The organism is Aeromonas sp. s10, assembly GCF_040907975.1.
Lineage (GTDB): Bacteria > Pseudomonadota > Gammaproteobacteria > Enterobacterales > Aeromonadaceae > Aeromonas > Aeromonas caviae.
On sequence record NZ_JBFOCV010000008.1, the window covers coordinates 33,123 to 56,882 of the forward strand.

22 protein-coding genes are annotated in these 23,760 nt (G+C 61.3%); 12 read left to right on the forward strand and 10 right to left on the reverse strand.

Annotated features, from left to right (window positions below; translation table 11 throughout):
- Window positions 1–4 precede the first annotated feature (4 nt).
- Window positions 5–1,126, reverse strand: a complete 1,122-nt coding sequence (locus AB5Y59_RS02515) for a branched-chain amino acid ABC transporter substrate-binding protein (RefSeq protein WP_039041003.1) — start codon at window positions 1,124–1,126, stop codon at window positions 5–7.
- 435 nt (window positions 1,127–1,561) lie between these two features.
- On the opposite strand from AB5Y59_RS02515, the gene AB5Y59_RS02520 reads away from it, so the two are divergent.
- The gene (locus AB5Y59_RS02520) at window positions 1,562–2,566 is read left to right on the forward strand and encodes a substrate-binding domain-containing protein (protein WP_010672385.1); all 1,005 of its coding nucleotides are present in this window, start codon (window positions 1,562–1,564) and stop codon (window positions 2,564–2,566) included.
- 83 nt (window positions 2,567–2,649) lie between these two features.
- Here AB5Y59_RS02520 and norR read toward each other — a convergent pair whose 3' ends face one another.
- Window positions 2,650–4,176: a nitric oxide reductase transcriptional regulator NorR gene (gene norR, locus AB5Y59_RS02525; protein WP_368211455.1), complete on the reverse strand. Its 1,527-nt coding sequence runs from the start codon at window positions 4,174–4,176 to the stop codon at window positions 2,650–2,652.
- A 170-nt stretch (window positions 4,177–4,346) separates the two neighbouring features.
- Here norR and norV point away from each other — a divergent pair, with 170 nt between their 5' ends.
- The 8 genes from norV (at window position 4,347) to AB5Y59_RS02565 (ending at window position 13,360) form a co-directional block, all read left to right on the forward strand.
- Window positions 4,347–5,831 carry an anaerobic nitric oxide reductase flavorubredoxin gene (norV, locus tag AB5Y59_RS02530; protein ID WP_336568219.1) on the forward strand — a complete coding sequence of 495 codons (1,485 nt, stop codon included), beginning with the start codon at window positions 4,347–4,349 and terminating at the stop codon, window positions 5,829–5,831.
- Window positions 5,828–6,994, forward strand: a complete 1,167-nt coding sequence (gene norW / locus AB5Y59_RS02535; RefSeq protein ID WP_336568221.1) for an NADH:flavorubredoxin reductase NorW — start codon at window positions 5,828–5,830, stop codon at window positions 6,992–6,994. The genes norV and norW overlap by 4 nt, the downstream gene beginning before the upstream one ends.
- Before the next feature lie 51 nt (window positions 6,995–7,045).
- The gene (locus tag AB5Y59_RS02540; RefSeq protein ID WP_319921458.1) at window positions 7,046–7,387 is read left to right on the forward strand and encodes a DUF1971 domain-containing protein; all 342 of its coding nucleotides are present in this window, start codon (window positions 7,046–7,048) and stop codon (window positions 7,385–7,387) included.
- A gap of 120 nt (window positions 7,388–7,507) precedes the next feature.
- On the forward strand, window positions 7,508–8,725 hold the full coding sequence (locus tag AB5Y59_RS02545) for a 4Fe-4S binding protein (RefSeq protein ID WP_261999567.1): 1,218 nt from the start codon (window positions 7,508–7,510) through the stop codon (window positions 8,723–8,725).
- A 189-nt stretch (window positions 8,726–8,914) separates the two neighbouring features.
- A complete protein-coding gene (gene tnaC / locus AB5Y59_RS02550; RefSeq protein WP_223302601.1) occupies window positions 8,915–8,986 on the forward strand; it encodes a tryptophanase leader peptide in 72 nt (23 codons plus the stop codon).
- Window positions 8,987–9,189: 203 nt separating this feature from the next.
- Window positions 9,190–10,656: a tryptophanase gene (gene tnaA / locus AB5Y59_RS02555; RefSeq protein WP_010672391.1), complete on the forward strand. Its 1,467-nt coding sequence runs from the start codon at window positions 9,190–9,192 to the stop codon at window positions 10,654–10,656.
- A gap of 70 nt (window positions 10,657–10,726) precedes the next feature.
- Window positions 10,727–11,941, forward strand: a complete 1,215-nt coding sequence (locus AB5Y59_RS02560) for an aromatic amino acid transporter (protein ID WP_368211456.1) — start codon at window positions 10,727–10,729, stop codon at window positions 11,939–11,941.
- Between the two features lie 198 nt (window positions 11,942–12,139).
- The gene (locus tag AB5Y59_RS02565) at window positions 12,140–13,360 is read left to right on the forward strand and encodes an aromatic amino acid transporter (RefSeq protein WP_041214146.1); all 1,221 of its coding nucleotides are present in this window, start codon (window positions 12,140–12,142) and stop codon (window positions 13,358–13,360) included.
- A 93-nt stretch (window positions 13,361–13,453) separates the two neighbouring features.
- Here AB5Y59_RS02565 and AB5Y59_RS02570 read toward each other — a convergent pair whose 3' ends face one another.
- The 7 genes from AB5Y59_RS02570 to glyQ all read right to left on the reverse strand — a co-directional run bounded on the left by AB5Y59_RS02570 (window position 13,454) and on the right by glyQ (window position 20,754).
- Complete coding sequence (locus tag AB5Y59_RS02570) at window positions 13,454–13,858, reverse strand: hypothetical protein (RefSeq protein WP_010672394.1); 405 nt, start codon at window positions 13,856–13,858, stop codon at window positions 13,454–13,456.
- Window positions 13,859–14,196: 338 nt separating this feature from the next.
- Window positions 14,197–14,970 carry a hypothetical protein gene (locus tag AB5Y59_RS02575; RefSeq protein ID WP_368211457.1) on the reverse strand — a complete coding sequence of 258 codons (774 nt, stop codon included), beginning with the start codon at window positions 14,968–14,970 and terminating at the stop codon, window positions 14,197–14,199.
- A 165-nt stretch (window positions 14,971–15,135) separates the two neighbouring features.
- Window positions 15,136–15,900 carry an EAL domain-containing protein gene (locus AB5Y59_RS02580; RefSeq protein ID WP_322131797.1) on the reverse strand — a complete coding sequence of 255 codons (765 nt, stop codon included), beginning with the start codon at window positions 15,898–15,900 and terminating at the stop codon, window positions 15,136–15,138.
- 377 nt (window positions 15,901–16,277) lie between these two features.
- Entirely contained in the window at window positions 16,278–16,730 is a 453-nt protein-coding gene (locus AB5Y59_RS02585) for a hypothetical protein (RefSeq protein ID WP_319884968.1), read from the reverse strand.
- Window positions 16,727–17,578, reverse strand: coding sequence for a hypothetical protein (locus tag AB5Y59_RS02590; RefSeq protein WP_223379626.1), 852 nt, complete (start codon window positions 17,576–17,578; stop codon window positions 16,727–16,729). Before AB5Y59_RS02590 ends, AB5Y59_RS02585 begins: the two co-directional genes overlap by 4 nt.
- Window positions 17,579–17,751: 173 nt before the next feature.
- Window positions 17,752–19,821 (reverse strand): glycine--tRNA ligase subunit beta, encoded by a 2,070-nt coding sequence (gene glyS / locus AB5Y59_RS02595; RefSeq protein ID WP_368211458.1) that lies wholly within the window; start codon window positions 19,819–19,821, stop codon window positions 17,752–17,754.
- A 9-nt stretch (window positions 19,822–19,830) separates the two neighbouring features.
- Window positions 19,831–20,754, reverse strand: coding sequence for a glycine--tRNA ligase subunit alpha (gene glyQ, locus AB5Y59_RS02600; protein WP_042017395.1), 924 nt, complete (start codon window positions 20,752–20,754; stop codon window positions 19,831–19,833).
- 187 nt (window positions 20,755–20,941) lie between these two features.
- Between glyQ and AB5Y59_RS02605 the strand changes: the two genes are divergently transcribed.
- A complete protein-coding gene (locus AB5Y59_RS02605) occupies window positions 20,942–21,520 on the forward strand; it encodes a DNA-3-methyladenine glycosylase I (RefSeq protein ID WP_368211459.1) in 579 nt (192 codons plus the stop codon).
- A gap of 54 nt (window positions 21,521–21,574) precedes the next feature.
- Here the strand turns inward: AB5Y59_RS02605 and AB5Y59_RS02610 are convergent, their stop codons facing one another.
- The gene (locus AB5Y59_RS02610) at window positions 21,575–22,135 is read right to left on the reverse strand and encodes a cysteine hydrolase family protein (protein ID WP_103261000.1); all 561 of its coding nucleotides are present in this window, start codon (window positions 22,133–22,135) and stop codon (window positions 21,575–21,577) included.
- A 423-nt stretch (window positions 22,136–22,558) separates the two neighbouring features.
- On the opposite strand from AB5Y59_RS02610, the gene AB5Y59_RS02615 reads away from it, so the two are divergent.
- A complete protein-coding gene (locus AB5Y59_RS02615; protein ID WP_103260998.1) occupies window positions 22,559–22,801 on the forward strand; it encodes a hypothetical protein in 243 nt (80 codons plus the stop codon).
- A gap of 161 nt (window positions 22,802–22,962) precedes the next feature.
- Window positions 22,963–23,619, forward strand: a complete 657-nt coding sequence (locus AB5Y59_RS02620; RefSeq protein ID WP_010672405.1) for an OmpA family lipoprotein — start codon at window positions 22,963–22,965, stop codon at window positions 23,617–23,619.
- Window positions 23,620–23,760: the final 141 nt, after the last annotated feature.

Genomic DNA, 23,760 nt, shown 5'->3' on the forward strand with positions numbered 1-23,760 from the left:
CAGATTATTTGAGTTGAGTGGAGGTACCGTCGGCGTGCCACTGGAACACACCGAATTCGAAGCCTTTCAGGTCACCGTTCGGCGCCCAGGTCAGGGGGCCCATCACGGTGTCGATCGGTGCGGCCTTGATGGCGGCAGCGACGGCAGCCGGATCATCCTCGCCCGCCTTGGCGATACCGGCCGCCAGGGCCTGCATGGCGGCGTAGGTGGTCCAGACGAACGGACCGGAGGAGTCCTGACCCTTGGCCTTGAACGCTTCTACGATGGGGGCGTTGGCCGGCACCAGGTCATATTTGTTCGGCAGGGTCACCAGCAGGCCTTCGGAAGCTGGGCCGCCGATGGCGGAGATGTCCTTGTTGCCCACGCCTTCCGGACCCATGAACTTGGCCTTCAGACCCTTCTCGCCAGCCTGGCGCAGGATCAGACCCAGCTCGGGGTGGTAGCCGCCGTAGTAGACGAAGTCGACGTTCTCTTTCTGCAGCTTGGCGATCAGGGCGGAGAAGTCCTTGTCGCCTGCGGTGATGCCCTCATAGGCAACGACCTTGACGCCGGCCTTGTCCAGCGCGGCTTTCACGCTGGAGGCGATGCCTTCACCGTACTGTTTCTTGTCGTGGATGACGGCCACGCGCTGGGGTTTGACCTGCTCGATGATGTACTTGGCAGCGGTCGGGCCCTGGTCGCTGTCCAGACCGATGGTACGCAGGGTCAGCTGGTAACCGCGCTCGGTGATCTTGGGGTTGGTGGAGGCGGGGGTGACCATCAGGACCCCTTCATCTTCATAGATGTCGGAGGCGGGCAGGGTGTTGTCGGAGCAGAGGTGGCCGACCACGAACTTGACGCCGTCGTTGATCACCTTGTTGGCGATGGCCACGGCCTGCTTGGGATCGCAGGCATCGTCATAGATGACGGCTTCGATCTGCTTGCCCTTGATGCCGCCCGCCTTGTTGATCTGCTCGACCGCCATCTTGCCGCCGGTGAACTGCATGTCACCGTACTGGGCGACCGGGCCGGTCAGGGGGCCGGCGATGCCGATCTTGATGGTATCGGCCGCATTGGCCATGGAAACTGATCCAAACAGAGCCAAAGAAACCGCTGCTCTGACTGCCATTTTGCTGAAGTTATGCATTGATTCGTCCCTTAATCAGTGAATTGTTTCATTTTATGCACGTCATTCCGAGCCTGTGTCCCGCCAGCCCGGCGATAGATAAGGTTCTATCATTCCTCGCCGGGCAATAACAAGATGTTAAAGATACTAACCGGAGCAGGCGCGAGAGGGGTTTTGTGAAACTAACACGCAGTTTATTGCTGTTTATTGGAGTTTAATGTTGCTGTGATGGTGCAACATACAGATAACAAATTGTCATGGTGACAATTTCCAGAGTAAAAAACTGACGATATTTCATTCTGCGTCCGCTCTCATTTTGACCAAAATCCGTTTGCGCAAAAAGAAATGACCGCATAGATTAGCCAGCATTGATAATTCACTGGCAGCGCCCGTTAAAACCAAGCCTTTATTCGGGAAATCTGCTACTGTTCCGCCTTTGTTATTCAGGAGACAGAGATGGCAACTATCAAGGATGTCGCCTCGCGCGCAGGCGTATCCATCTCCACCGTCTCACATGTACTCAATCACACCCGTCGGGTCAGCGAAGACGCAACCCAGAAAGTGCTTGAGGCGGTGGCAGAGCTGAACTACGCGCCCAACTCGGTGGCGCGCAGTCTCAAGATCAATTCGACCAAGACCATCGGCATGCTGGTGACCACCAGTGCCAACCCCTTCTTCGCGGAAGTGGTACAGGGGGTGGAAGCCTACTGCTTCGAGCAGGGTTACAGCCTGATCCTGTGCAACACCGAGAACCAGCCGCCCCGCCAGCAGCACTATCTGCGCATGCTGATGGAGAAGCGGGTCGACGGTCTGCTGGTGCTGGGGACCGATATCGACACCCAGTTCAGGGACATGCTGCGTATCCACAAAAACGTGCCGCAAGTGGTGCTGGACTGGGGCAACGAGTGCGATTTCGCCAACGTGATCAACGACAACGCCCGCATCGGCGCGCGTCTGGCGGTGCGCCATCTGCTGGAGCAGGGCCACACCAACATCGTCTGCATCACCGGCCATCTCGCCAAGCCGACTACCCAGCAACGGCTGGACGGGGTGCGCGATGCCCTGGCTGAACAGGGGATGACCCTGAAAGAAGAGCAGATCTTCGAAGGGGACTACGAGAGCCAGAGCGGCTTCGATGCCATGCAGCGCATCCTGGCCCTCACCCCTCGCCCGACCGCGGTCTTTGCCTTCGACGATCCCATGGCCATCGGTGCCATCTGCGCCGCCTGGGAGGCCGGGGTCAAGGTGCCGGACGATATCTCCATGATCGGCTATGACGACGTGGAGATGGCGCGCTTCTCCAGCCCGCCGCTCACCACCATCCGCCACCCCAAGGCCGAGCTCGGCCTGCTGGCGGTGCAGCAACTGGTGAGCCGGATCCGCAACAAGGAGCTGGAAGTGGAGTCCATGACGGTGCAGCCCGAGCTCATCGTCCGCCGCTCGGTCAAGTCCCTGCGCTGACGGCGCCACGGGTGCCATGAACAAGAAACCCCCTCGCCAGCGAGGGGGTTTCTGTTTTTGGGCCCCTCTGGTATCTGGGGGCGTCAGGCCTTGAGACCGAGCCGCCTGGCGAGGCGGTGCAGGTTGCCGCCGTCCAGATCCAGCGCCCGGGCGCTGGCGGCCCAGTTGCCGTCATGGGCCGTCAGGGTCTGCTCGATGAGTTGGCGCTGGAACAGATCGGTGGCGGCGCGCAGGCCGAGGCCGGCAATGGCCGGAGAGGCGGGCTGGCTGACGGTGTCGGCGGGCAGGGATGAGCCCGTCGTCCCCAGGTTGAAGTGGTGGGGTTCCAGGGTCGGCGAGGGGCTGCCCTGCTCGGCCCTGGCCAGCACGGCAGCGCGGTGGATGGCGTGCTCCAGCTCGCGCACGTTGCCGGGCCAGTCGTGGCGCTCGAGCAGTTGCAGCGCTTGTGACTGGATACGCAGCTGCTCCAGCCCCAGGCCGAGCCGGCAGCGCTCGCAAAAGTAACCGGCCAGCAGGGGAATGTCGCCTGGGCGTTCCCGCAGTGCCGGGGCGTGGATCGGGAACACGCTCAGCCGGTGGTAGAGGTCGGCCCGAAACTGCCCCTCGACCACCGCCTGTTTCAGATCCCGGTTGGTGGCCGCCAGGATGCGCACATTCACCTTGAGCGGGGTGTCGTCACCGATCCGCTGCAGATCGCCGTATTGCAGCACCCGCAGCAGCTTGGCCTGCAGCGCCAGGGAGAGCTCCCCTATCTCGTCGAGAAACAGAGTGCCCTTGTCCGCCAGCTCGAACTTGCCCGCCCGATTGTGGATGGCGCCGGTGAAGGCCCCCTTCACGTGGCCGAACAGCTCGCTCTCGGCCACGGATTCGGGCAGGGCGGCGCAGTTGAGGTAGACCAGGGGGGCATGGGCGCGGGGCGAGCCGCCATGCACCGCCTTGGCGATCAGCTCCTTGCCGACCCCGGTCTCCCCCAAAATCAGCACGTTCAGCTCCGAGCTGGCCACCACGTCTATCTCGTGGCGCAACCGGGCCATGGAGGGGGAGTGGCCTATCATCTCCGGCTGCTCGGGGCCGGGCCGGGTGCCGGGGACCAGGGGCTCGCTGCTCTGGCGGGCGAGCCGCTCCAGCAGCAGGGCGTTGTCGAGGGCGGCGGCGGCCAGGGCCCCCACCAGCCGCAGCTCCTCGTCGCTGATGCCGTCGAACTGGGTCGGGTTCATGCCGTCTATGGTCAGGGCGCCGATCAGCGCCTGATCCGAGAAAAGCGGCAGGCCGACGCAGGCGTGTACCTTGAAGTCGTCGTGATCCGGCAGCAGGCCGTCATAGGGGTCGGGCAGGGCGCTGTCGGCAGGGAAGCGCACCACATCCCCGGCGCGGGCGATGGCCTCGAGGCGCGGGTGATCCTTGAGGGCGAAGCGGCGACCCAGCACGTCCTGCATCAGGCCGTCGATGGCCAGCGGAATGAACTGGCCCCCCTCGTAGCGCAGCAGGGCCGAGGCATCGGAGTTCAGCAGGCTGCGCACGCTCTGGATCAGGCGGTGGAAGCGGTCCTGATGAGAGATGCCGAGTTGCAGGTCGAGGGCGATGCGCGCCAGGCTGTCGGTCGAGATCACGATAATTGTCCAAATGACAGTATGTTTGTGATTTTGACTATAACGGTGTGATGTCATAATGACAATTCTTGATATTAGAAACCATTAAAAACAACGAGTTACATGTTGGCACGTCCGCTGCAATAGCTGGTTCAGTTGAACATCCACTATTGCATTCGAGGAACTGCCTGATGAGCATTCACGTCAAGAACAACATCCACTGGGTCGGCCAACGGGACTGGGAGGTACGCGACTTCCACGGCACCGAGTACAAGACCCACAAGGGCACCAGCTACAACAGCTACCTCATCCGCGAAGGGAAAAACGTGCTGATCGACACCGTCGATCACAAGTTCAGCCGGGAGTTCGTACAGAACCTGGCGGCCGAGATCGATCTCGCCGCCATCGACTACGTGGTGATCAACCACGCCGAGGAGGATCACGCCGGCGCCCTGACCGAGCTGATGGCCCGCATTCCCGGCACCCCCATCTACTGCACCCACAACGCCATCGACTCCATCACCGGCCATCATCACCACCCGGAGTGGAACTTCCACCCGGTCAAGACCGGTGACAGCCTGGACATCGGCAACGGCAAGCAGCTGGTGTTCATCGAGACCCCCATGCTGCACTGGCCCGACAGCATGATGACCTACATGACCGAGGACGCGGTGCTCTTCTCCAACGACGCCTTCGGCCAGCACTACTGCGACGAGCACCTGTTCAACGACGAGGTGGATCAGAGCGAGCTGATGGAGCAGTGCCAGCGCTACTACGCCAACATCCTCACCCCCTTCAGCCCCCTGGTGACCGCCAAGATCAAAGAGGTGCTCGGCTTCAACCTGCCGGTGAGCATGGTGGCCACCTCCCACGGTATCGTCTGGCGCGAGGACCCCACCCAGATCATCCTGAAATACCTGGAGTGGGCCGACCACTATCAGGAAGATCGCATCACCTTGTTCTACGACTCCATGTCCAACAACACCCGCATGATGGCCGACGCCATCGCCCAGGGCATCCACGAGGTGGACCCCGGCGTGGCGGTGAAGATCTACAACGTGGCCCGCCACGACAAGAACGAGATCCTGACCCAGGTGTTCCGCTCCAAGGGGATACTGGTGGGATCCTCCACCATGAACAACGTCATGATGCCCAAGGTGGCGGGCATGCTCGAGGAGATCACCGGCCTGCGTTTTCGCAACAAGCGTGCCTCGGCCTTCGGCAGCTACGGCTGGACCGGCGGTGCGGTGGACCGGATCCAGACCCGATTGATGGACGCAGGCTTTGACATCAGCATCTCCCTCAAGGCCAAGTGGCGCCCGGATGGTTCGGCGCTGGCCGAATGCCGCGAGCATGGCCGCCAGCTCGCCCGTCAGTGGGCGTTGCACCCGCTGGACGCTCCCCGCCCGATCACCACAACCCAGACAACCGTGACGCCCGTCCTCGCGATGCCTGCTGTTGAGCCGCAAGCCGCAGCGGCCGCCGCCGAATGGAACGATGACCAGGCCATGCTCTGCACCGTCTGCCAGTGGGTCTATGACCCGGCGCTGGGCGAGCCGGATCAGCTGGTGGCGCCGGGCACCCCCTGGGCCCAGGTACCGGAGAGTTTCCTTTGCCCGGGTTGCGGCATCGGCAAGGAGGTATTTGAACCCTGCGCCGTGGAGGCCTGTGTATGAACGCAGCAACGCAGAGTGACGCCGGCATCAGCCGGGAGATAGTGGTGATCGGCAGCGGCTTCGCCGCCCAGCAGCTGGTCAAGAGCCTGCGCAAGCTGGATGCCGAGCAGCCCATCCGCCTCATCACCGCCGACAGCGGTGACGAGTACAACAAGCCCGACTTGAGCCACGTGGTGAGTCGGGGCTGCCCTGCCGCAGCTATGACCCGCCAGAGCGGCAGCGATTTTGCCGAGCAGCAGCGCATCGCGCTGCTACCACACTGCCCGGTGCATGGCATCGACCCAGCAAGGCGGTTGGTGCTGACCGAACGAGGGGAATTCCCTTACGGCCAGCTGGTGCTGGCCACCGGGGCGAGCGCGGCGCGCCCCGATCTGCCGGGCAGCGAATCCCTGGTCACCCTCAACAGCCAGCAGGAGTTCGCCGCCATCGAGGCGCAACTGCGCCAGGCCCGCCGCATCCTGGTGCTGGGGGCGGGGCTCATCGGCTGCGAGCTGGCGATGGACATGGCGAGCGCAGGAAAAGAGGTGACGCTGGTGGATCTGACCGACAGCCCCTTAAGCGCTCTGCTGCCCGCCGCCCTGACCGAGCCACTGCAACAGGCGCTACGCAGCCAGGGGGTCAGCCTGCAGTTCGGGACGGGTCTCGCCAGGATAGATGCCCAGCCGGGGGATGGCTGGCGCGTCACCCTGACCGACGGGCGCGTCAGCGAGCAAGATCTGGTGATCGCCGCGATCGGCCTGCGGCCGAATCTGGCCCTGGCCCGGGGGGCCGGGCTGGAGGTGGATCGCGGCATCCTGGTCGACGACAACTTGCAGACCAGCGACCCCCATATCTTCGCCCTGGGGGATTGCGTGCAGTGGCAGGGTCAGCTGCTCCCCTTCCTGCAACCCATCGTGCTGGGGGCCAATGCGCTGGCGCGTACCCTGCTCGGCACGCCGACCCCGCTGACCCTGCCCCCCATGCTGGTGAAGGTGAAGACGCCGCGCTACCCGCTGCAACTGGCTGGCCGCACCCGGGGCGAGGATCTCGCCTGGCAGTGCCGCTGGAACAGCCACGGCATGGTGGCCGAGGCGCGCGACCAAGCCGGCGAGTTGTGCGGCTTCGTGGTGGGGGGTGACCAGATGAGTACCGCCTTCCCGCTGCTGCGTCAGCTGCCCCGTTAACCCCTTTCATTGCACCGGCCGGGTCGACCCGGCCACTCAAGGAGAACCGATATGGCCATGCAACTGATCCCGTCTCACTGGGTGGTGCGTCGCTCCACCCCCTTCTTCACCCGCGAGAATGTGCCCCAGGCCCTGCTCACCCACCACAACACCGCGGCCGGCGTGTTTGGCCAACTCTGCGTGATGGAGGGCACCGTCACCTATCACGGCTTTGCCGATGAGCAGGCCGAGGAGCCCGAGATCACTCTGGTGATCCGGGCCGGGGAGTTTGCCACCAGCCCGCCCCGGTACTGGCACAGGGTCGAGCTGTCGGAGGATGCCCGCTTCAACATCCACTTCTGGGCCGAGCAGGCCGAATCCGACCAGCCGCTGTTCCACAGCCGCAAGGCATAAGGCTCAATCGCGGGCAGGGGCACTGGCCCGAATCTCCCCCTGTGCCTATGCAGATCAAAATAATCAACTCAGATGTTGGTTATCCTTGCCGCCAGATCGGGTGTACGCAGTGGAGGATGCATGAGCGTGATTGAGGCGATGACCATGGTGGCCGGACTGGTCTATCTGGTCCTGTTGGTGTTGAAAACGGGGCCGGGCTGGTCATCTCGACTCTCCCTCGGAGTGCTGGTCATTGCCTGGCTGGCGGCGGCAGATGTCAGCCTCTGGCTTGGCCTGGGGCTGGTGGTCGGCAGTCTCAGCCTGCTTCATCGCATCCAGCCCTTCCCCGCACTGGACGAGCTGGGTAGTCAGCCGCTGCGGGAGTGGGCGCGTCATCTGCTGCTGCTCTGCTGGTTGCTGGTGTCGGTGCAATATGGGGTCTATATCTGGCTGCTGGCACGGGGGACGGTTCCCTGGCTGGTGCGCCCCGACGTGGTGGACGGTTTCCTGCCCATCGCAGGTGGTCTCGGGCTGCGGGCCTGGCTCGGGCAGGGGCTGACGGACCCCCATCACCCGGCGGCCACCGTCACCGTGCTGGTGCTCTCCCTGTCGGCCCTGCTGCTGGGTCGGGCGTTTTGTGCCTGGTTCTGCCCGCTCGGGCTGGTGGGGGAGTGGCTGCACGGCCTGCGCTCGCGCCTGTTGCCGGGGGAGTGGACCCCGCCGCGCTGGCTCGATGCCGTGTTGCGCGGCCAGAAGTTTCTGGTGCTCGGCTTTCTGCTCTTCATCATATTGCTGGCGGTACCCGCCGCCGCCCTGCCCGGCTACCTCGCCAGCCCCTACCATCAGGCGGCGGACATGAAGATGGGGGCCTTCTTCTTCAACCTGACCCTGATCTCGGGCCTGTGCCTTGGCTGGGTGCTGCTGCTCACCGCCACCTTCCGGCAAGGATTCTGCCGCTACCTCTGCCCCTATGGCGCCTGGTTCGCCCTGCTCGGCCTGCTGACCCCATTGCGCATTCGCCGTGACCCGGCCCGCTGCCTGCGAAGCCTGGGCCACGATTGTGACAAGTGCAGCCGGGTTTGCCCCTCGCGCATCCAGGTGCACCAGCTCATCGCGGTGCAGAGCCTCGAGTGCACCAGTTGCCAGAGCTGCGTGGCCGCCTGCCCCAAGCGGGCTGATGCCCTGCATCTTGGCACGCAAGGGCAGCGACTCGCCCCCCGCCAACTGCTGGGACTGCTCTGTCTGTTGCTGCTGGTGTTGCCGCTGCTCTCCTACGGCTTGCTGGATCTCTGGGTCAGCCAGACACCGATCCCTGACCGCTACGAGTTGTTGCAGCGGCTGCCCTGGCTGAGCCACTGAGGGGGGAAAGGGCAAAAGGTGGATGATGGGGGGATCTTTCGGATTGGCGATAATAAGCTGTATAAAAATCCCCCGCCAAATTGTTAGCGCCATCCCACTTTGCTCATATTGCAATTGATCATATAGCGCTCCCCACCATAATGGGTGCTGTTATTTGGCGTTGTTAATATCAATTGGATGAGCAACAACATGAATATCAAGGTCAGCTATCCCAAGTGGTTTACCCTGGACCATAAGATCGCGTTCTTCTTCCCGCTGTAATTCCCCGCGGCGGCGCGGCATGCCTGCCATGCCACGAGCCCGCCTCCATTCCTGAACTGAAATAGCTGCACCTGTCTTCGCCTGTTTATTCTGGCGAGGCGATGTCGTGCACCCATTTCACAATATTTCCCACCTGCCGGACATTCTATTTTCGGCGGGGGAAGAGACTCATTTTGAATATTTAAATCTGGGGTGTTTATATTATGGAAAACTTCAAGCATCTGCCCGAACCCTTCCGTATTCGTGTCATCGAGCCGGTCAAGCGCACCACCCGTGCCTATCGGGAAGAGGCCATTGTCCGGGCGGGCATGAACCCCTTCCTGCTGGACAGCGAAGACGTCTTCATCGACCTGCTGACCGACAGCGGCACCGGCGCCATCACTCAGGACATGCAGGCCGCCATGCTGCGCGGTGACGAGGCCTACAGCGGCAGCCGCAGCTACTATGCCCTGCAACAGGCGGTGCAGGAGATCTTCGGCTACTCCCTGACCATCCCCACTCATCAGGGGCGCGGCGCCGAGCAGATTTACATCCCCGTGCTCATCAAGAAGCGGGAGCAGGAGAAGGGGCTGGATCGCAAGAAGATGGTGGCCCTCTCCAACTACTTCTTCGACACCACCCAGGGCCACACCCAGATCAACTGCTGCGTGGCGAAGAACGTCTACACCAGGGAGGCGTTCGATACCTCGGTCACCGCCGACTTCAAAGGCAACTTCGATCTGGTGAAGCTGGAAGAGGCCATCCTGGAGGCGGGCCCCGCCAACGTGCCCTACATCGTCAGCACCATCACCTGCAACTCCGCCGGGGGGCAGCCGGTCTCCATTGCCAACCTGAAGGCGGTGTACGAGATCGCCAGAAAGTACGACATCCCCGTCATCATGGACTCCGCCCGCTTCGCCGAGAACGCCTACTTCATCCAGCAGCGGGAGCCCGGCTACGCGAACTGGACCATCGAGGAGATCACCAGAGAGTCCTACAAGTACGCCGACGGCCTCGCCATGTCGGCGAAGAAGGATGCCATGGTGCAGATGGGGGGGCTGCTGTGCTTCAAGGATGACAGCATGCTGGACGTCTACACCGAGTGCCGTACCCTGTGCGTGGTGCAGGAGGGCTTCCCGACCTATGGCGGCCTGGAAGGAGGCGCCATGGAGCGCCTGGCGGTGGGCCTGCGGGACGGCATGCGCCAGGACTGGCTGGCCTATCGCATCGGCCAGGTGCAGTACCTGGTGGACGGGCTGGAGGCCATCGGCGTGGTGTGCCAGCAGGCGGGGGGCCATGCGGCCTTCGTGGATGCGGGCAAGCTGCTGCCCCACATCCCGGCGGATCAGTTCCCGGCCCACGCCCTGGCCTGCGAGCTCTACAAGGTCGCCGGCATCCGGGCGGTGGAGATAGGTTCCCTGCTGCTGGGGCGCGACCCCGCCACCGGCAAGCAGCACCCCTGCCCGGCGGAGCTGCTGCGCCTGACCATCCCCCGTGCCACCTATACCCAGACCCACATGGACTTTGTCATCGAGGCCTTCGGCGAGGTGAAGAAGAACGCCCACCGGGTGAAGGGGCTGGACTTCATTTACGAGCCGGCCGTGCTGCGTCACTTCACCGCCAGACTGAAAGAGGTCGAGCATAACGACCCGTCAGCCGGCAAGACGCAGAAAAAATTGATAGAAGCATAACGAGTCAGGGGCACAGATTTTTCTGTGCCCTTTTTTTTCACTGCTCTGTGAAAGATTTGGAGTGACACACATGACATCAACACCGTCCGTCATCGGAGGGGCCTGCATCATTGCCAGCGTCTGTGTCGGTGCCGGCATGCTGGGGCTGCCGAGCGCGGGAGCCGGGGCCTGGACCAGCTGGTCAACCCTCGCCATCATTCTTACCATGGTCGTCATGACGGTTTCAGGCTGGATGCTGCTGGAAGCCCTGAAACCCTACGCATTGACCGCCTCCTTCAACTCGGTGACCAAGGATCTGCTCGGTCACAGGATCAATCTCTTCAACAACCTCACCGTCTATTTCGTGGGCGGCATTTTGCTCTATGCCTATATCACCTCGTCGGGTCTCATCCTGGGCGGCCTGCTGGGCATCAATAGCCAGCTGGCCTCGGTGTTGTTCGTGCTGGTGTTCTCCTGGTTCGTCTGGCATTCGACCCGGACGGTGGACAGGATTTCGGTCGTCCTGATCGTCTTCATGGTGCTGAGTTTCGTGTTCGGGGTCTCCGGGCTTGCCAGCAAGGTCGACACCGCCAAGCTGTTCAACTCCTTTGCCGAGGAGCTGGGCCGCGCCCCTTACGCCCTGGCCATGTTGCCGGTGGCGCTCACCTCGTTTGGCTACCACCATTCGGTCGCCTCGATGCGCGCCTATTACGGTGAGGAGCAGAAAGCCAGGCAGGCGATCCTGGGGGGGACCCTGATCGCCCTGGCGCTCTATCTGCTGTGGCTGCTCAGCATCTTCGGCAACCTGCCTCGTCCCGCCTTCGGCCCCGTCATCGCCAAGGGGGGCGACGTGGATGTGCTGCTGGGGGCGCTGGCCTCGGTGATCGAGTCCAGGCAGGTCTCCCAGGCCATCAACCTCTTCTCCATGGCGGCCATCCTCTCCTCCTTCATCGGGGTGGGGCTCGGGGTGTTCGACTATCTGGCGGATCTGTTCCGGTTCGACAACAGCCGCCGGGGGCGGGCCAAATCCTGGGCGGTGACCTTCCTGCCCCCCCTGGCGCTCTCCCTGATGTTCCCGTTCGGCTTCGTGGTGGCCATCGGCTATGCCGGGGCCGCGGCGACCGTCTGGGCCTGCATCATCCCGGCCCTGCTGGCGAAGAAGTCCCGGGAGTTGGCCCCGGACGAGGCGGGGTTCAAGGCCCCCGGCGGCCAGCCCATGGTGGTGGCCGTCATCGTCTTCGGGGTGCTTACCGCCATCTTCCACCTGATGGCCATGGCGGGTCTGCTGCCCGTCTACACCGGCTGACCCTGGTGTGCTGAACCTGGCCCCATCCCGAACATATTCCACGGATGGGGCGCAGGATCCGGCCCGTTTCCCCCCATTTTCCCTCTGGATTTGATACCCGAAGGCATGCAGGGTAAAGTCCCCCGGCGCCAGCAGTGGCGAACGCAGGAGAAGCACGGCGGTGTGCCGTGACCAGTCGACAATCCGTTTGGGGGAGTAATGGAACAGAAACCATCGTTGGTGGGCGGGGCATGCATCATTGCCGGCGTCTGTGTGGGGGCCGGCATGCTGGGGCTGCCGAGTGCGGGGGCGGGCGCCTGGACCCTCTGGTCCATGCTCGCGGTAGCACTGACCATGGTGGTGATGACGGTCTCCGGCTGGATGCTGCTGGAGTCCTATCGGGGCTATCCCCTGCGCGTCTCCTTCGATACCGTGACCCGGGATCTGCTGGGGGAGAAGGTCAACGCCCTCAACAATCTCAGCGTTTATTTCGTCGGCGGCATCCTGCTCTATGCCTACATCACCTCGGCCGGTCTCATCATCGACGGCATGACGGGGATGGGTAGCCAGTGGGCATCCGTGCTCTTTACCCTGGCCTTCTCCCTGCTGGTGTGGCACTCCACCCGGGCGGTGGACCGCATCTCGGTGCTGCTGGTGATCCTGATGGGGCTGAGCTTCGCCTTCGGCATCTCGGGCCTGTCGATGAACGTGCGCCTCGATCTTCTGCTCGACCGGGTGGGCAGCGAAGTGAGCTACGCCCCCTATGCCCTGGTGATGCTGCCGGTGGCGCTCACCTCGTTCGGCTACCACCATTCGGTCTCCTCCATGCGCGCCTACTACGGTGAAGAGCGCCGCGCCAGCCGCGCCATTCTGGGGGGCACCCTGATCGCGCTCGCGTTTTACCTCATCTGGCTGGTGAGCGTCTTTGGCAACCTGCCCCGCAGCGAGTTCGGCCCGGTGATCGCGGAGGGGGGCAACGTGGATGCCCTGCTCAAGGCTCTCGGTTCGGTGATCGAGTCCAAGGCGGTGGCCAGCGCCCTCAACGCCTTCTCCATGGCGGCCATCCTCTCCTCCTTCATCGGGGTGGGGCTCGGGGTGTTCGACTACCTGGCGGATCTGTTCAAGTTCGACAACAGCCGGGGTGGCCGCGCCAAGTCCTGGGCGGTGACCTTCCTGCCGCCCCTGGTGCTCTCCTTGCTGTTCCCATTCGGCTTCCTGGTGGCCATCGGCTATGCGGGCGCCGTGGCGACCCTGTGGACCTGCATCATCCCGCCCCTGCTGGCCTGGAAGGTGCGGGCGGCCCGGCGCGAAGAAGGTGGCGAGGGCTTCCGCGCCCCCGGCGGCCTCTTCATGATCGTCCTGGTGATCCTGTTCGGCGTGCTGACCGCCGCCTTCCACCTGCTCAACATGGTGGACCTGCTGCCCGCCTACAAGGGCTGAGCCGTTACCCGGGTCGCAGTGCCAGCACACAATGACAAAGAAGGAGCCTCATGGGCTCCTTCTTGCTTGTCACACAGGCAATATTGGCGTCGGTTACTGAATGCCGACCGACAGGGAGTGGGGGACCTTGGCGCCTTTACGGGCGGTGGCGCGCATCTGGTAGACCTGGATCAGGTACTTGCCCGACTTGGGCAGGGTGCCTTGCCATTTTGTGTCCACGTTGCCGCCGCCCAGTGCCTCGGCCTGACCCGGGATGGCGCCCGGCGCGAAGACGTTGAAGTTGGCATTGGTGCTGCCGGTGATGGCGACCGTCATGGTCTGGCCTTCTTTGGCGCCCAGGGTGTAGTTGATGGTGTCATAACCGGAGAAGGTGCCGTCAACCTTGGCGCTGTGCGCGCCTTTGGCGAAGTGCACCGGCACCGTGGTCACCTTGTCTGCCGCCTGAACCGAGGCCGCCATCATCATGGCCAGCAAGGCGGCCGTTACTGCTTTTTTCATTATGTATTGCTCCTGTGATCGGGCCCTGGCACGGGCCTCGAGGGGAAGATATGCCTGAACGATGACGCGACTCCATCGAAATGATGGGGCGGTCGGAGTGGGGGATGTTGCAAGATTTGGGGTATGCACAGACGGACATGGTGCCTTTTGGCCGCAAGCCAGATGAACACAAGGTCGATGGGGTTTTATATGGCGAGTTCCCTGATACTGGGGGCGTTTTTGTCAACGTTGTGTTGACGAACAGGGTGCCCGCTGCGGCCATGAGTCTGCGACAGAATTGATCGCCCCGGGTCTCCTGCATGGTCAGGGCGCGGGAGGGCTTGCGGAAAAAGAGGACGTTAAGGTTGGCTGGTGCCCTCAGCCGCCATGGCCTGCTGCTCATAGCGCGCCACCGTGCCGTCCTGCTTCATTTGCCGGATCACGCCGGCAAGGGGGGCCAACAGATCCTGATGCCGTTCGTGCAGGTAGACGTAAGAATCGGCCAGCTCCATCACCCCGGCGGAGTAGATGCCGGCATAGCCCGGGTCCTGGCGCGTCAGGGCGGCCAGGGCCTGGCTGGCAATCAGGGTCTGCTCCACATAGAGGTCACTGCGCCCCTTGAGCAGCTTGCCCATCCCCTGCTCGGCGGTGGCGATGGCAAAGAGCCGGTCCGGTGCCACCACCTTGCCCAGCATCATCTCCGGCAGCTTGGCGCCACGGCGAAACTCGACCCGATAACCGGTGCCCTGCAGGCTGTGCCACCCCTGCAGCTGGATCCCGGACTGGTGGGCATAGACCTGATAGGAGACGGCGAAATGGGGCTCGGGCACGCGCTGGAGGGTGCGGGTCTGCTGCTGGTAGCTGGCGGCGCGGTGGATCTCGCCATCGACCTGTCCCTGCTCTGCCAGCAGGGGGGCACGTCCCCCGGGGTAGCCCTGGTACTGGAATGCATAGCCCAGGCGGGCGAACGCATCCCGATAGATGAGATCGAGCCAGCGACCATAGGGGGAGTCCCTGGTTTCAAGGGAGCTCACCAGTGTGATGTTGCCCCTGCCTTGCGCCCCCCATACCTGGAAGGCCAGCAGCAAGAGCAGTGAAAGAGCGAAGAAGCGGTATCCTGAAACCTGCGCCATGGTGTCCCTGTCAGAGCGGTGGTTGCAAAGGGTGACAGTCCTATCCTAGCCCAGGGGGTTGCCCGGTCCAGCGCTTTCTGCCGTCCGCCCGTGGATACCCTCCGGGCCGCCTCCCGTCCCGCCTTGCCCGAATGAACGCCAACAAAAGGAGATGACCAGCGCCGCTCACAGGCTGGCGAAATCCACTTCGGGCAGGGTTTCGAAGCCGGGGCGGGCAAACAGATAGCCCTGCATCAGGCTGACGCCCATCTCCCGCAGGCAGGCCATCTCGTCGCGGGTCTCGACCCCTTCCGCCAGCGGGGTGATCTGCAACTCCGTAAACAGCGCCAGACAGTGGCGAACGATGGCCTGACGGATCGGGTCCTGGTCGATGCCGCGCAGCAGGTGCATGTCGAGTTTGATGATGTCGGGGCGAAAATCGGCCAGCAGGCTCAGGCCCGAGTAACCGGCGCCAAAGTCGTCGATCGCCGTCTTGAAGCCAAGGGCCTGATAGTGATCCACGATGCCGCGAATATGACGGTTGTCCTGCACCTGTTCCACCTCGGTGAACTCGAACATGATCTGCTCGATGGGAAAGAGATGCTCGCGGGCCGCCTGCAACGTGGTGCGGATGCAGCGCTCCGGGCGATAGACCGCATTGGGCAGAAAGTTGATGCTCAGCATGCCCCGCATATCGAGCCGGGCGGCCAGCGCGATGGCCTTGATCCGGCACAACTGGTCGAAGCGGTAGCGATTGCCATCGTTGACCCGGGCAATCACGCTCTGCGCCGGCTCGTTGTTGAGCCCCCGCACCAGGGCCTCATAGCCGAAGAGGGTGCGCTGGCTGCAATCGACGATGGGCTGGAAGGCCATGGTGAAATCGAAGTCGAGATCCACCTGCTCATGACACTGCTGGCAGAGGGTGGAGGACGGGGCGGCAGGTATGTCCATGACGTTCCTTTCAAGGCGTGGGGTCGCGAGAGATTGCCTCAAAGGATAACAGCTCCTCTCTCGCCGGCAGAGGTTATTCCTTGGGGCTGGCGGGTATCGGGTAGAGGATTGTGTGGCAAAGTCGGGGCCATGATGGATTCGACAATGACCGATCAATACCAAGCAGCATACTCCGTAGGCCTCCGTCGCCCCGTAGGTTCGATTAGCGCAGCGTCATCGGACGAACGAGAGGTGTTGGTTGCGCTTATAGCCGTCAAACAGGGGCGGCCAGCCTGAGGGGAAACTTGGTTGTTATGGTGGGAGGAACGATTTACGCGAACGTCCGATTACGCCTGACGGCTAATCGAACCTACGGGCTGGCTGTATAAGGTAAAATATCATTCCTCATCACTATAATTAATAATAACAAGAATGCCTGTTGCGGTGTCATATAAAATAGATAAAGAATATATGAAACAAGCAGTAATAGACGAGTTCAATAACAACTCTGAGTTTTCAATATTAAGTACGATGGGAGAGTTTTTTAAAATAAGCAATGCAATTGCAAGGACGATTATAACAATTTGCTCTTTGATAGAAATGAGCATTTGAGTTCTTGTTTTTGAAAAACAGCTAATGCCAAAACCATTGTTTTTTTCCACTATGTCCATGACTTTAGTTAGCACTATTCCCATGGTGGCAGCATTGATCGCCAATAGTGCAATTAAAATCGTGACGAGGTTAGCCTCAAGAAATTTATGTAAAAAGGAAGAGTTAAGCCATACGTTAATAACCTCAGTAATAAATCCTATTCCGAGTGAGAAAAAAGTAGTCTTCACGACAGTGGTCATTTTAGTAGCTCTTTCATCGCATTAACGAGCATGTTAGCCTCCCCTGTCATTTCTATGTCACTCAAAACTATTTCTTTTACAGTTCTGGATGTTTGAATGCTTTTCTTTATCCCGCCAACCTTTAAAGTTATATTTCCACCGCCATCTCCAGTATAGTTTACCATACTTTCTAAAGTCGGATTATCTTTATCTAACCGAAGTGTAGAATCTGGTTCAGACTCAATTCTTAGATTGTTTCTAGTTGAGTTTGTCGTTTTTGCAAAGGACTTTAAATCTTCAGATAAGCATCCGGATATATTAGCCATGTTAGGCGTAATAAATTCAAAGTCAACTGACTTTATTTTACCTTGATGAAGCTTTAAAAGATCCCAGAAATATTGTTTTTCAAATAGGGGCTCGTAGATAACCCTCAGGTTAGAATGTGTTAATTGGGGGGCGAGCTTTTCTAGAATCAATTCAACAACTTTACGGCAGTTGTGAAATGCTGTTGTTCTTTTTTGGACTGCTATTAATTGTTTTTCTGGGTGATTCCATAATGCGACGAGAATTGATGGCCAGTTATCAATTCTCTCGTTTTTAAATTCTTTTGTCTCTCTATTTATTATTTTGTTGTGCGCTATTTTGAATAGGAAAAACTCCCCATCATCGAACTGTTTTTTTACGACGGTATAATGCCTTTTATTAGAAAAGTCATTTTGTGATAATAATGATTCTTTAAATATAGTGTTTTTGTTAGTAAGTAAATCTTCAATAGAACTGAAGTCAGTAAACATGTCACGTTGGAAAAATCTGTCGACAGGTAATATTTGGTATCTGAAAAGCTCAAAACTGTTGCTCTTGTTCGCCATTCTTATCTCTACATAGTAAGTCTCATAAGAGAATCAATATAAAGGAAATGGCAAGACACTTACAGTATTGTCAGATTTAGTTTCTGTGGATGTGAAGTCGATCCACCTAAAATCATTTATAAAAAAACGACGCCTTGCGGCGCCGTTTTTACTCTCACTCAACCCAACCAACATCACTGCAGCAGGGAGATATCCGCCACTTGCAGGAAGAGGTTGCGCAGGTTGTTCAGCAGTGCCAGACGGTTGGCCTTGAGGGCCTCGTCGTCGGCCATCACCATCACTTCGTTGAAGAAGGTATCGACCGGCTCGCGCAGGGCGGCCAGACGGGTGAGGGCAGCCTGATAGTCACCGGCAGCGAACAGCGGGGCCAGTTCGGCTTGCAGTTCGGCAACCTGGGTGGCCAGCGCCTTCTCGGCGGCATCGACCAGCAGTTCCGGTTTGACGGCAGTCGGCAATTCGCCTTCGACCTTGGCCAGAATGTTGCTCACGCGCTTGTTGGCGGCAGCCAGTGCCAGGGCGGCATCCAGCGTGCGGAAGTGGCTGACGGCCTTGACGCGACGATCGAAGTCGAGCGGACGGGTCGGGCGGCGGGCCAGTACGGCCAGTACCACGTCGGCACCGATGCCTTCGTCCTGATAGGCGGCGCGGAAGCGGCCCAGCATGAAGTCGACCACGTCGGTAACGACGGTTTTGTTGGTCAGCTTGTCGCCGTAGACGCGTACCGCTTCTTCAACCAGTTCAACCAGATCCAGATCCAGCTGCTTCTCGGTCATGATGCGCAGGGCACCGATGGCGGCGCGACGCAGGGCGAACGGGTCCTTGTCACCCTTGGGCAGCATGCCGATGCCGAAGATACCGGCCAGGGTGTCGAACTTGTCGGCCAGCGCGACGGCGCAGGCAACCAGACCTGACGGCAGGGCATCGCCGGCAAAGCGGGGCATGTACTGCTCGTTGAGGGCCACGGCAACCGCTTCGTCTTCGCCATCGTGACGGGCGTAGTGCATCCCCATGACACCCTGGGTGTCGGTGAACTCGCCGACCATGTTGGTCATCAGATCACACTTGGAGAGCAGACCGGCACGCTTGGCCTGAGCCACGTCGGCGCCGATACGCTCGGCGATAAAGCCGGCGACGGTCTCGATGCGCTCGACCTTGGCCTTGACGGTGCCCAGCTGTTGCTGGAACAGCACGGTTTCAAGGCGCGGCAGGCGGGAGGCCAGGGTCTGCTTGAGGTCGGTCTTGAAGAAGAACTCGGCGTCAGAGAGACGGGGGCGAACCACCTTCTCGTTGCCGCTGATGATCTGGCTCGGGTCTTTGGACTCGATGTTGGTGACGAAGATGAACTTCGGCAGCAGCTTGCCGTGCTTGTCGTAGACCGGGAAGTACTTCTGGTCACCCTTCATGGTGTGAACCAGCGCTTCAGCCGGCACGGCCAGGAACTTCTCTTCGAAGTTGGCGGTCAGCACCACCGGCCACTCGACCAGTGCGGTCACTTCTTCCAGCAGGGCGTCGTCCAGATCGGCCACGCCACCGAAGGCGGCAGCGGCCGCTTCGACGTCAGCCTTGATCTTGGCCTTGCGCGCCATGAAGTCGGCAATCACCATGCCGCGCTCCTGCAGGATCTGCGGGTACTGGCTGGCGTTGTCGATGGTGAACTCGCTCTCGCCCATAAAGCGGTGGCCGCGAAGGATGCGGGCAGAGTCGATACCCAGAATGTGGGCGGGCACCAGCTCGCCATCCAGCAGCAGGGTCACGGTAAAGACTGGACGCACGAACTGGATGGTCTTGTCGCCCCAGCGCATCATCTTCGGGATCGGCAGTTTGGCCAGTGCGGAGGCAACCAGTTCGCCCAGCAGATCGACGGCCGGACGGCCTTCGACCTTGGCGGTGTGAACCAGCCACTCGCCCTTGTCGGTGACCAGACGCTCGGCCTGCTCAACGGTGATGCCGTTGCCACGGGCCCAGCCTTCGGCAGCCTTGGTCGGCTTGCCTTCGGCATCGAACGCCTGGGAGACGGCCGGGCCGCGCTTCTCGACGCTCTTGCTCGGCTGTTCGCCAGCCAGCTCGCTTACCTTCAGCGCCAGACGGCGCGGTGAAGCAAACCACTCGACGTCGCCGAAGGCCAGATCGGCCTTGGTCAGTTCGGCTTTGAAGTTGTCGGCAAAGGCTTCGGCCAGGGAGCGCAGGGCTTTGGGCGGCAGCTCAGCAGTACCGATCTCTACCAGAAATGTATGTTGTGCCATGTCCGTTCCTTAACCTTGCTTGTTCTCTGTGCGCTGACACATGGGGAAACCCAGCGCTTCGCGGGAGGCGTAGTATGCCTCTGCCACGGCCTTGGTCAGGGTGCGAATGCGCAGGATGTAGCGCTGACGCTCGGTGACCGAGATGGCCTTGCGGGCATCCAGCAGGTTGAAGGAGTGAGCGGCTTTGAGGATGCGCTCGTAGGCAGGCAGCGGCAGCGGTTTTTCCAGTGCCAGCAGATTCTGGGCTTCCTTCTCGTACTGCTCGAAGCAGTGGAACAGGAACTCCACATCGGCGTGTTCGAAGTTGTAGGTGGATTGCTCCACTTCGTTCTGGTGGAACACGTCGCCATAGGTGGTCTTGCCCAGCGGGCCGTCAGACCAGACCAGGTCGTAGACGCTGTCCACGCCCTGAATGTACATGGCCAGACGCTCGAGACCGTAGGTGATCTCGCCGGTGACCGGCTTGCACTCGAGGCCGCCAACCTGCTGGAAGTAGGTGAACTGGGTCACTTCCATGCCGTTCAGCCACACTTCCCAACCCAGACCCCAGGCACCCAGCGTCGGGTTTTCCCAGTTGTCTTCCACGAAGCGGATGTCGTGGATCTCGGGATCCAGACCTAACTCTTTCAGGGAGCCCAGATAGAGTTCCTGAATGTTGTCGGGGGAGGGCTTGATGATCACCTGGAACTGGTAGTAGTGCTGCAGGCGGTTCGGGTTCTCACCGTAGCGGCCGTCAGTCGGACGGCGGGACGGTTGTACGTAGGCGCAGGCGATGGGCTCCGGGCCCAGGGCGCGCAGGCAGGTCATGGGGTGGGAGGTACCGGCACCCACTTCCATATCCAGCGGCTGAATGATGGTACAGCCCTGGCGGGACCAATAGTCCTGCAACTGCAGGATCAGGCCCTGAAAGGTTTTGACATCGAATTTTTGCATAGTGTTTTTCGCGCGAAATGAAATCAGAGCAAGATTTGCTGAATGTGAACCGAGGGAGTATACCGTCTGGCATGGTCGGATAATAGGCGAAATTACAGGGGATTAGTGGGGCTATGTTGCCGCTTGCCCTATGATGTCGCCGACGCAAGCGGCCTGCCGATGGCCGATGAAAAACAGGGGAGAGGAAATGGAACTGCGCTGCGCCTGGGTGACCAGAGACCCGGAATACATCGAATACCATGACATGCAGTGGGGCAGGCCGGTGTATGACGCCCGCGAGTTGTTTGCCAAGCTCTGCCTCGATGGCCAACAGGCGGGGCTGTCGTGGATCACCATCCTCAAGCGCACCGAGAGCTACCATCGCGCCTATGCGGATTTTGATCCGGTGCGCATCGTGCAGTTCGACGACCAGGACGTGGCGCGGCTGATGCAGGATACCGGCATCATCCGCAACCGGCTCAAGGTGCAATCGATCATCAAAAACGCCCGCGCCTATCTGGCGCTGGAGGCGGAAGGCATCGACTTCGTCGATTATCTGTGGAGCTTTGTCGGCGGCGCCCCCATCGTCAACCAGCGTCAGGGCAACGGCGACATTCCGGCGACCTCACCGGAGTCGGATGCCATGTCCAAGGCCCTCAAGAAGCGCGGCTTCACCTTCGTCGGCAGCACCATCTGCTACGCCTTCATGCAGGCGGTGGGCATGGTGAACGATCATCTGGTGACCTGCCCCTGCCACGCCGAGTGCCAGCAAGCAGCGGCGACGTGAAGGGGAAATGCACGAAGAAGGGAGGCTCAAGCCTCCCTTCTTTTTTGCTCTGAATCAGCAGGGCTCAAGGGGGCGGCCGAGCGCCTCGCACACCTCGTCGCTGCTCATCAGCCGCACGAAGGGGCCGGCCAGGGTGGCGTTGTGATGGGCGATGATCTGGGGGGCGGTCAGTTGCGGCGTGTCCATGCAGGTATGGGCATCGCTCACCAGCACTACGGTGTAGCCGAGATCTGCCGCCGCCCGGCAGGTGGTGTCGATGCAGTACTGGGTCTTCATGCCGGTGATGATCAGGGTCTGCACGCCGTCCTCTTTCAGCCAGCCATCGAGACCGGTGCCATGGAAGGCGCTGGGGCGCTGCTTGTCGAACACCCGATCGGCCTCGCCGACGACCAGCTCAGGCGCAAGCTGCCAGAACGGACTGCCAGCGGCGATGGGGCTGCTGGCCGGGCCCGTGTGGCGCACCGCCAGCACGGGGAGAGCGGCACTGCGGGCCGCCTGGCTCAGGCGATTGATGTTGGCCAGGGTCTCGGCCCCGGCATGGGGGGCTTCCGGGCCGTGAAGGAGGCCCACCTGGATGTCGATGATGAGCAGCGCGGGGCGGGAAAGGGACGACATGGTCATGGCTCCGTGAGAAATGTCCCCCACTCTGGGGCCATGGGCTCTTATGAGACAACCCGCATCTGGGGGGCAACCACTCCAGACCCCGGGAGCATGTTCTGTTGCGCCGGGCCGGGAGCCTTTTCGCCCCTTGGTACAGCCGGGATACAGTCACACGGGTTCACCATCGGGAGCGCCATCACGAGGGAGTCCCGTGTCACTGAGCGCCGTTCGCCCTCTCTCCCCCGGCCTGATCGGCTGCACCCTGGGGATGATGTCGCTCGTCAGGGTAAACACGAGGGGAAGCTGGCCCTGTGCAAGAAGGTCCGAGGCTGCACAGACGACGCCCCCGAGGGCCGAGTTGGCGCTACCGGGATCTTGCCCCTCCCCTATCATTGAAAGACGCCGGACCGGTTCAGGTTGTCTGGCGAAGGAGCCATCATGAAGAAGTCCGTATTGGCGTTGCTTGCCGCCACCGCCTTGCTGGCCACCCTGCCTGCACAGGCCACCAAGCAGGCCCAGGAGCGCCGTGACGCCCGCGATGTGCGTCAGGATACCCGTCAGGAGTCCCGTGACGCGAAACAGGCGTGTCGTGAGGGGGTGGTGGGCAATGCCGACTGCCGCCAGGAGCATCGTGACAACAAGCAGGAGGGGCGAGACAAGGCCCGGGATATCAAATATTGATGCGGGCCCGTCCGAAGATGGTCTGCACAGGGTAAGTCGCAAGGGGCAGGGGGCGTTTTGCCCCCTGCCCATCTTCGCAATGCGCGCGTCACACTCTGGCGCCTCTCTGGGTTAGAATGCGCGGCTATCGGCTAGAGTCGTTCTTTTTCAGAGGTTTTTTCATGCATTTCAAGAAACTGGTTCCTGCACTTGCCCTGACCGTCGCCATCACTGGCTGTACCACCAACCCCTATACCGGTGAATCCCAGACCTCCAAGGGCGCCTGGGGCGCGTTGGCGGGTGCGGCGACCGGCGCAGCCGTGGGGGCGCTCTCCTCCAGCAAGGGCGACCGCAAAAAGGGCATCCTGACTGGCGTCGCCGCCGGTGCGGCCCTGGGTGGTGGTATCGGTTACTACATGGATGTGCAGGAAGCCAAGCTGCGCGAGAAGCTGCAAGGCACCGGCGTCAGCGTGACCCGCAACGGTGATCAGCTGATCCTCAACATGCCGAACAACGTCACCTTCGACAGCTCCAGCGCCCAGCTGAAAGCCGCCGGTGCCAACACCCTGTCCGGCGTGGCCCTGGTGGTTGCCGAGTTCGACAAGACCCGTCTGAACGTGGTCGGTCACACCGACAGCACCGGCTCCCGCGAGCTGAACATGAAGCTCTCCCGGGATCGCGCCGATGCCGTCGCCGCCCAGCTGATCGGCCAGGGCGTGTCCGGCAGCCGCATCGCCATCAGCGGTGTGGGCCCGGATCAGCCGGTGGCCAGCAACAGCACCGCCGAAGGCAAGGCCCAGAACCGTCGGGTGACCATCACCCTGACCCCGACCGCCTAAGCGGCCCGGTTCGATGCCAAAAAAGGCCCCGCCAGCGATGGCGGGGCCTTTTGTTATTCGGCGTTGTGGGCAGTGGCGCCTTGTTCTTTGCTCCCTTCTCCCCTTGCGGGAGAAGGGTCGGGGATGAGGGGATAACCGCCT

Coding starts and splice junctions, on each gene's coding strand:
- AB5Y59_RS02515 (WP_039041003.1), bottom strand. CDS start 1,126: ATGCATAACTTCAGCAAAATGGCAGTCAGAGCAGCGGTTTCTTTGGCT.
- AB5Y59_RS02520 (WP_010672385.1), top strand. CDS start 1,562: ATGGCAACTATCAAGGATGTCGCCTCGCGCGCAGGCGTATCCATCTCC.
- norV (WP_336568219.1), top strand. CDS start 4,347: ATGAGCATTCACGTCAAGAACAACATCCACTGGGTCGGCCAACGGGAC.
- norW (WP_336568221.1), top strand. CDS start 5,828: ATGAACGCAGCAACGCAGAGTGACGCCGGCATCAGCCGGGAGATAGTG.
- AB5Y59_RS02540 (WP_319921458.1), top strand. CDS start 7,046: ATGGCCATGCAACTGATCCCGTCTCACTGGGTGGTGCGTCGCTCCACC.
- AB5Y59_RS02545 (WP_261999567.1), top strand. CDS start 7,508: ATGAGCGTGATTGAGGCGATGACCATGGTGGCCGGACTGGTCTATCTG.
- tnaA (WP_010672391.1), top strand. CDS start 9,190: ATGGAAAACTTCAAGCATCTGCCCGAACCCTTCCGTATTCGTGTCATC.
- AB5Y59_RS02560 (WP_368211456.1), top strand. CDS start 10,727: ATGACATCAACACCGTCCGTCATCGGAGGGGCCTGCATCATTGCCAGC.
- AB5Y59_RS02565 (WP_041214146.1), top strand. CDS start 12,140: ATGGAACAGAAACCATCGTTGGTGGGCGGGGCATGCATCATTGCCGGC.
- AB5Y59_RS02570 (WP_010672394.1), bottom strand. CDS start 13,858: ATGAAAAAAGCAGTAACGGCCGCCTTGCTGGCCATGATGATGGCGGCC.
- AB5Y59_RS02575 (WP_368211457.1), bottom strand. CDS start 14,970: ATGGCGCAGGTTTCAGGATACCGCTTCTTCGCTCTTTCACTGCTCTTG.
- AB5Y59_RS02580 (WP_322131797.1), bottom strand. CDS start 15,900: ATGGACATACCTGCCGCCCCGTCCTCCACCCTCTGCCAGCAGTGTCAT.
- AB5Y59_RS02585 (WP_319884968.1), bottom strand. CDS start 16,730: ATGACCACTGTCGTGAAGACTACTTTTTTCTCACTCGGAATAGGATTT.
- AB5Y59_RS02590 (WP_223379626.1), bottom strand. CDS start 17,578: ATGGCGAACAAGAGCAACAGTTTTGAGCTTTTCAGATACCAAATATTA.
- glyS (WP_368211458.1), bottom strand. CDS start 19,821: ATGGCACAACATACATTTCTGGTAGAGATCGGTACTGCTGAGCTGCCG.
- glyQ (WP_042017395.1), bottom strand. CDS start 20,754: ATGCAAAAATTCGATGTCAAAACCTTTCAGGGCCTGATCCTGCAGTTG.
- AB5Y59_RS02605 (WP_368211459.1), top strand. CDS start 20,942: ATGGAACTGCGCTGCGCCTGGGTGACCAGAGACCCGGAATACATCGAA.
- AB5Y59_RS02610 (WP_103261000.1), bottom strand. CDS start 22,135: ATGTCGTCCCTTTCCCGCCCCGCGCTGCTCATCATCGACATCCAGGTG.
- AB5Y59_RS02615 (WP_103260998.1), top strand. CDS start 22,559: ATGAAGAAGTCCGTATTGGCGTTGCTTGCCGCCACCGCCTTGCTGGCC.
- AB5Y59_RS02620 (WP_010672405.1), top strand. CDS start 22,963: ATGCATTTCAAGAAACTGGTTCCTGCACTTGCCCTGACCGTCGCCATC.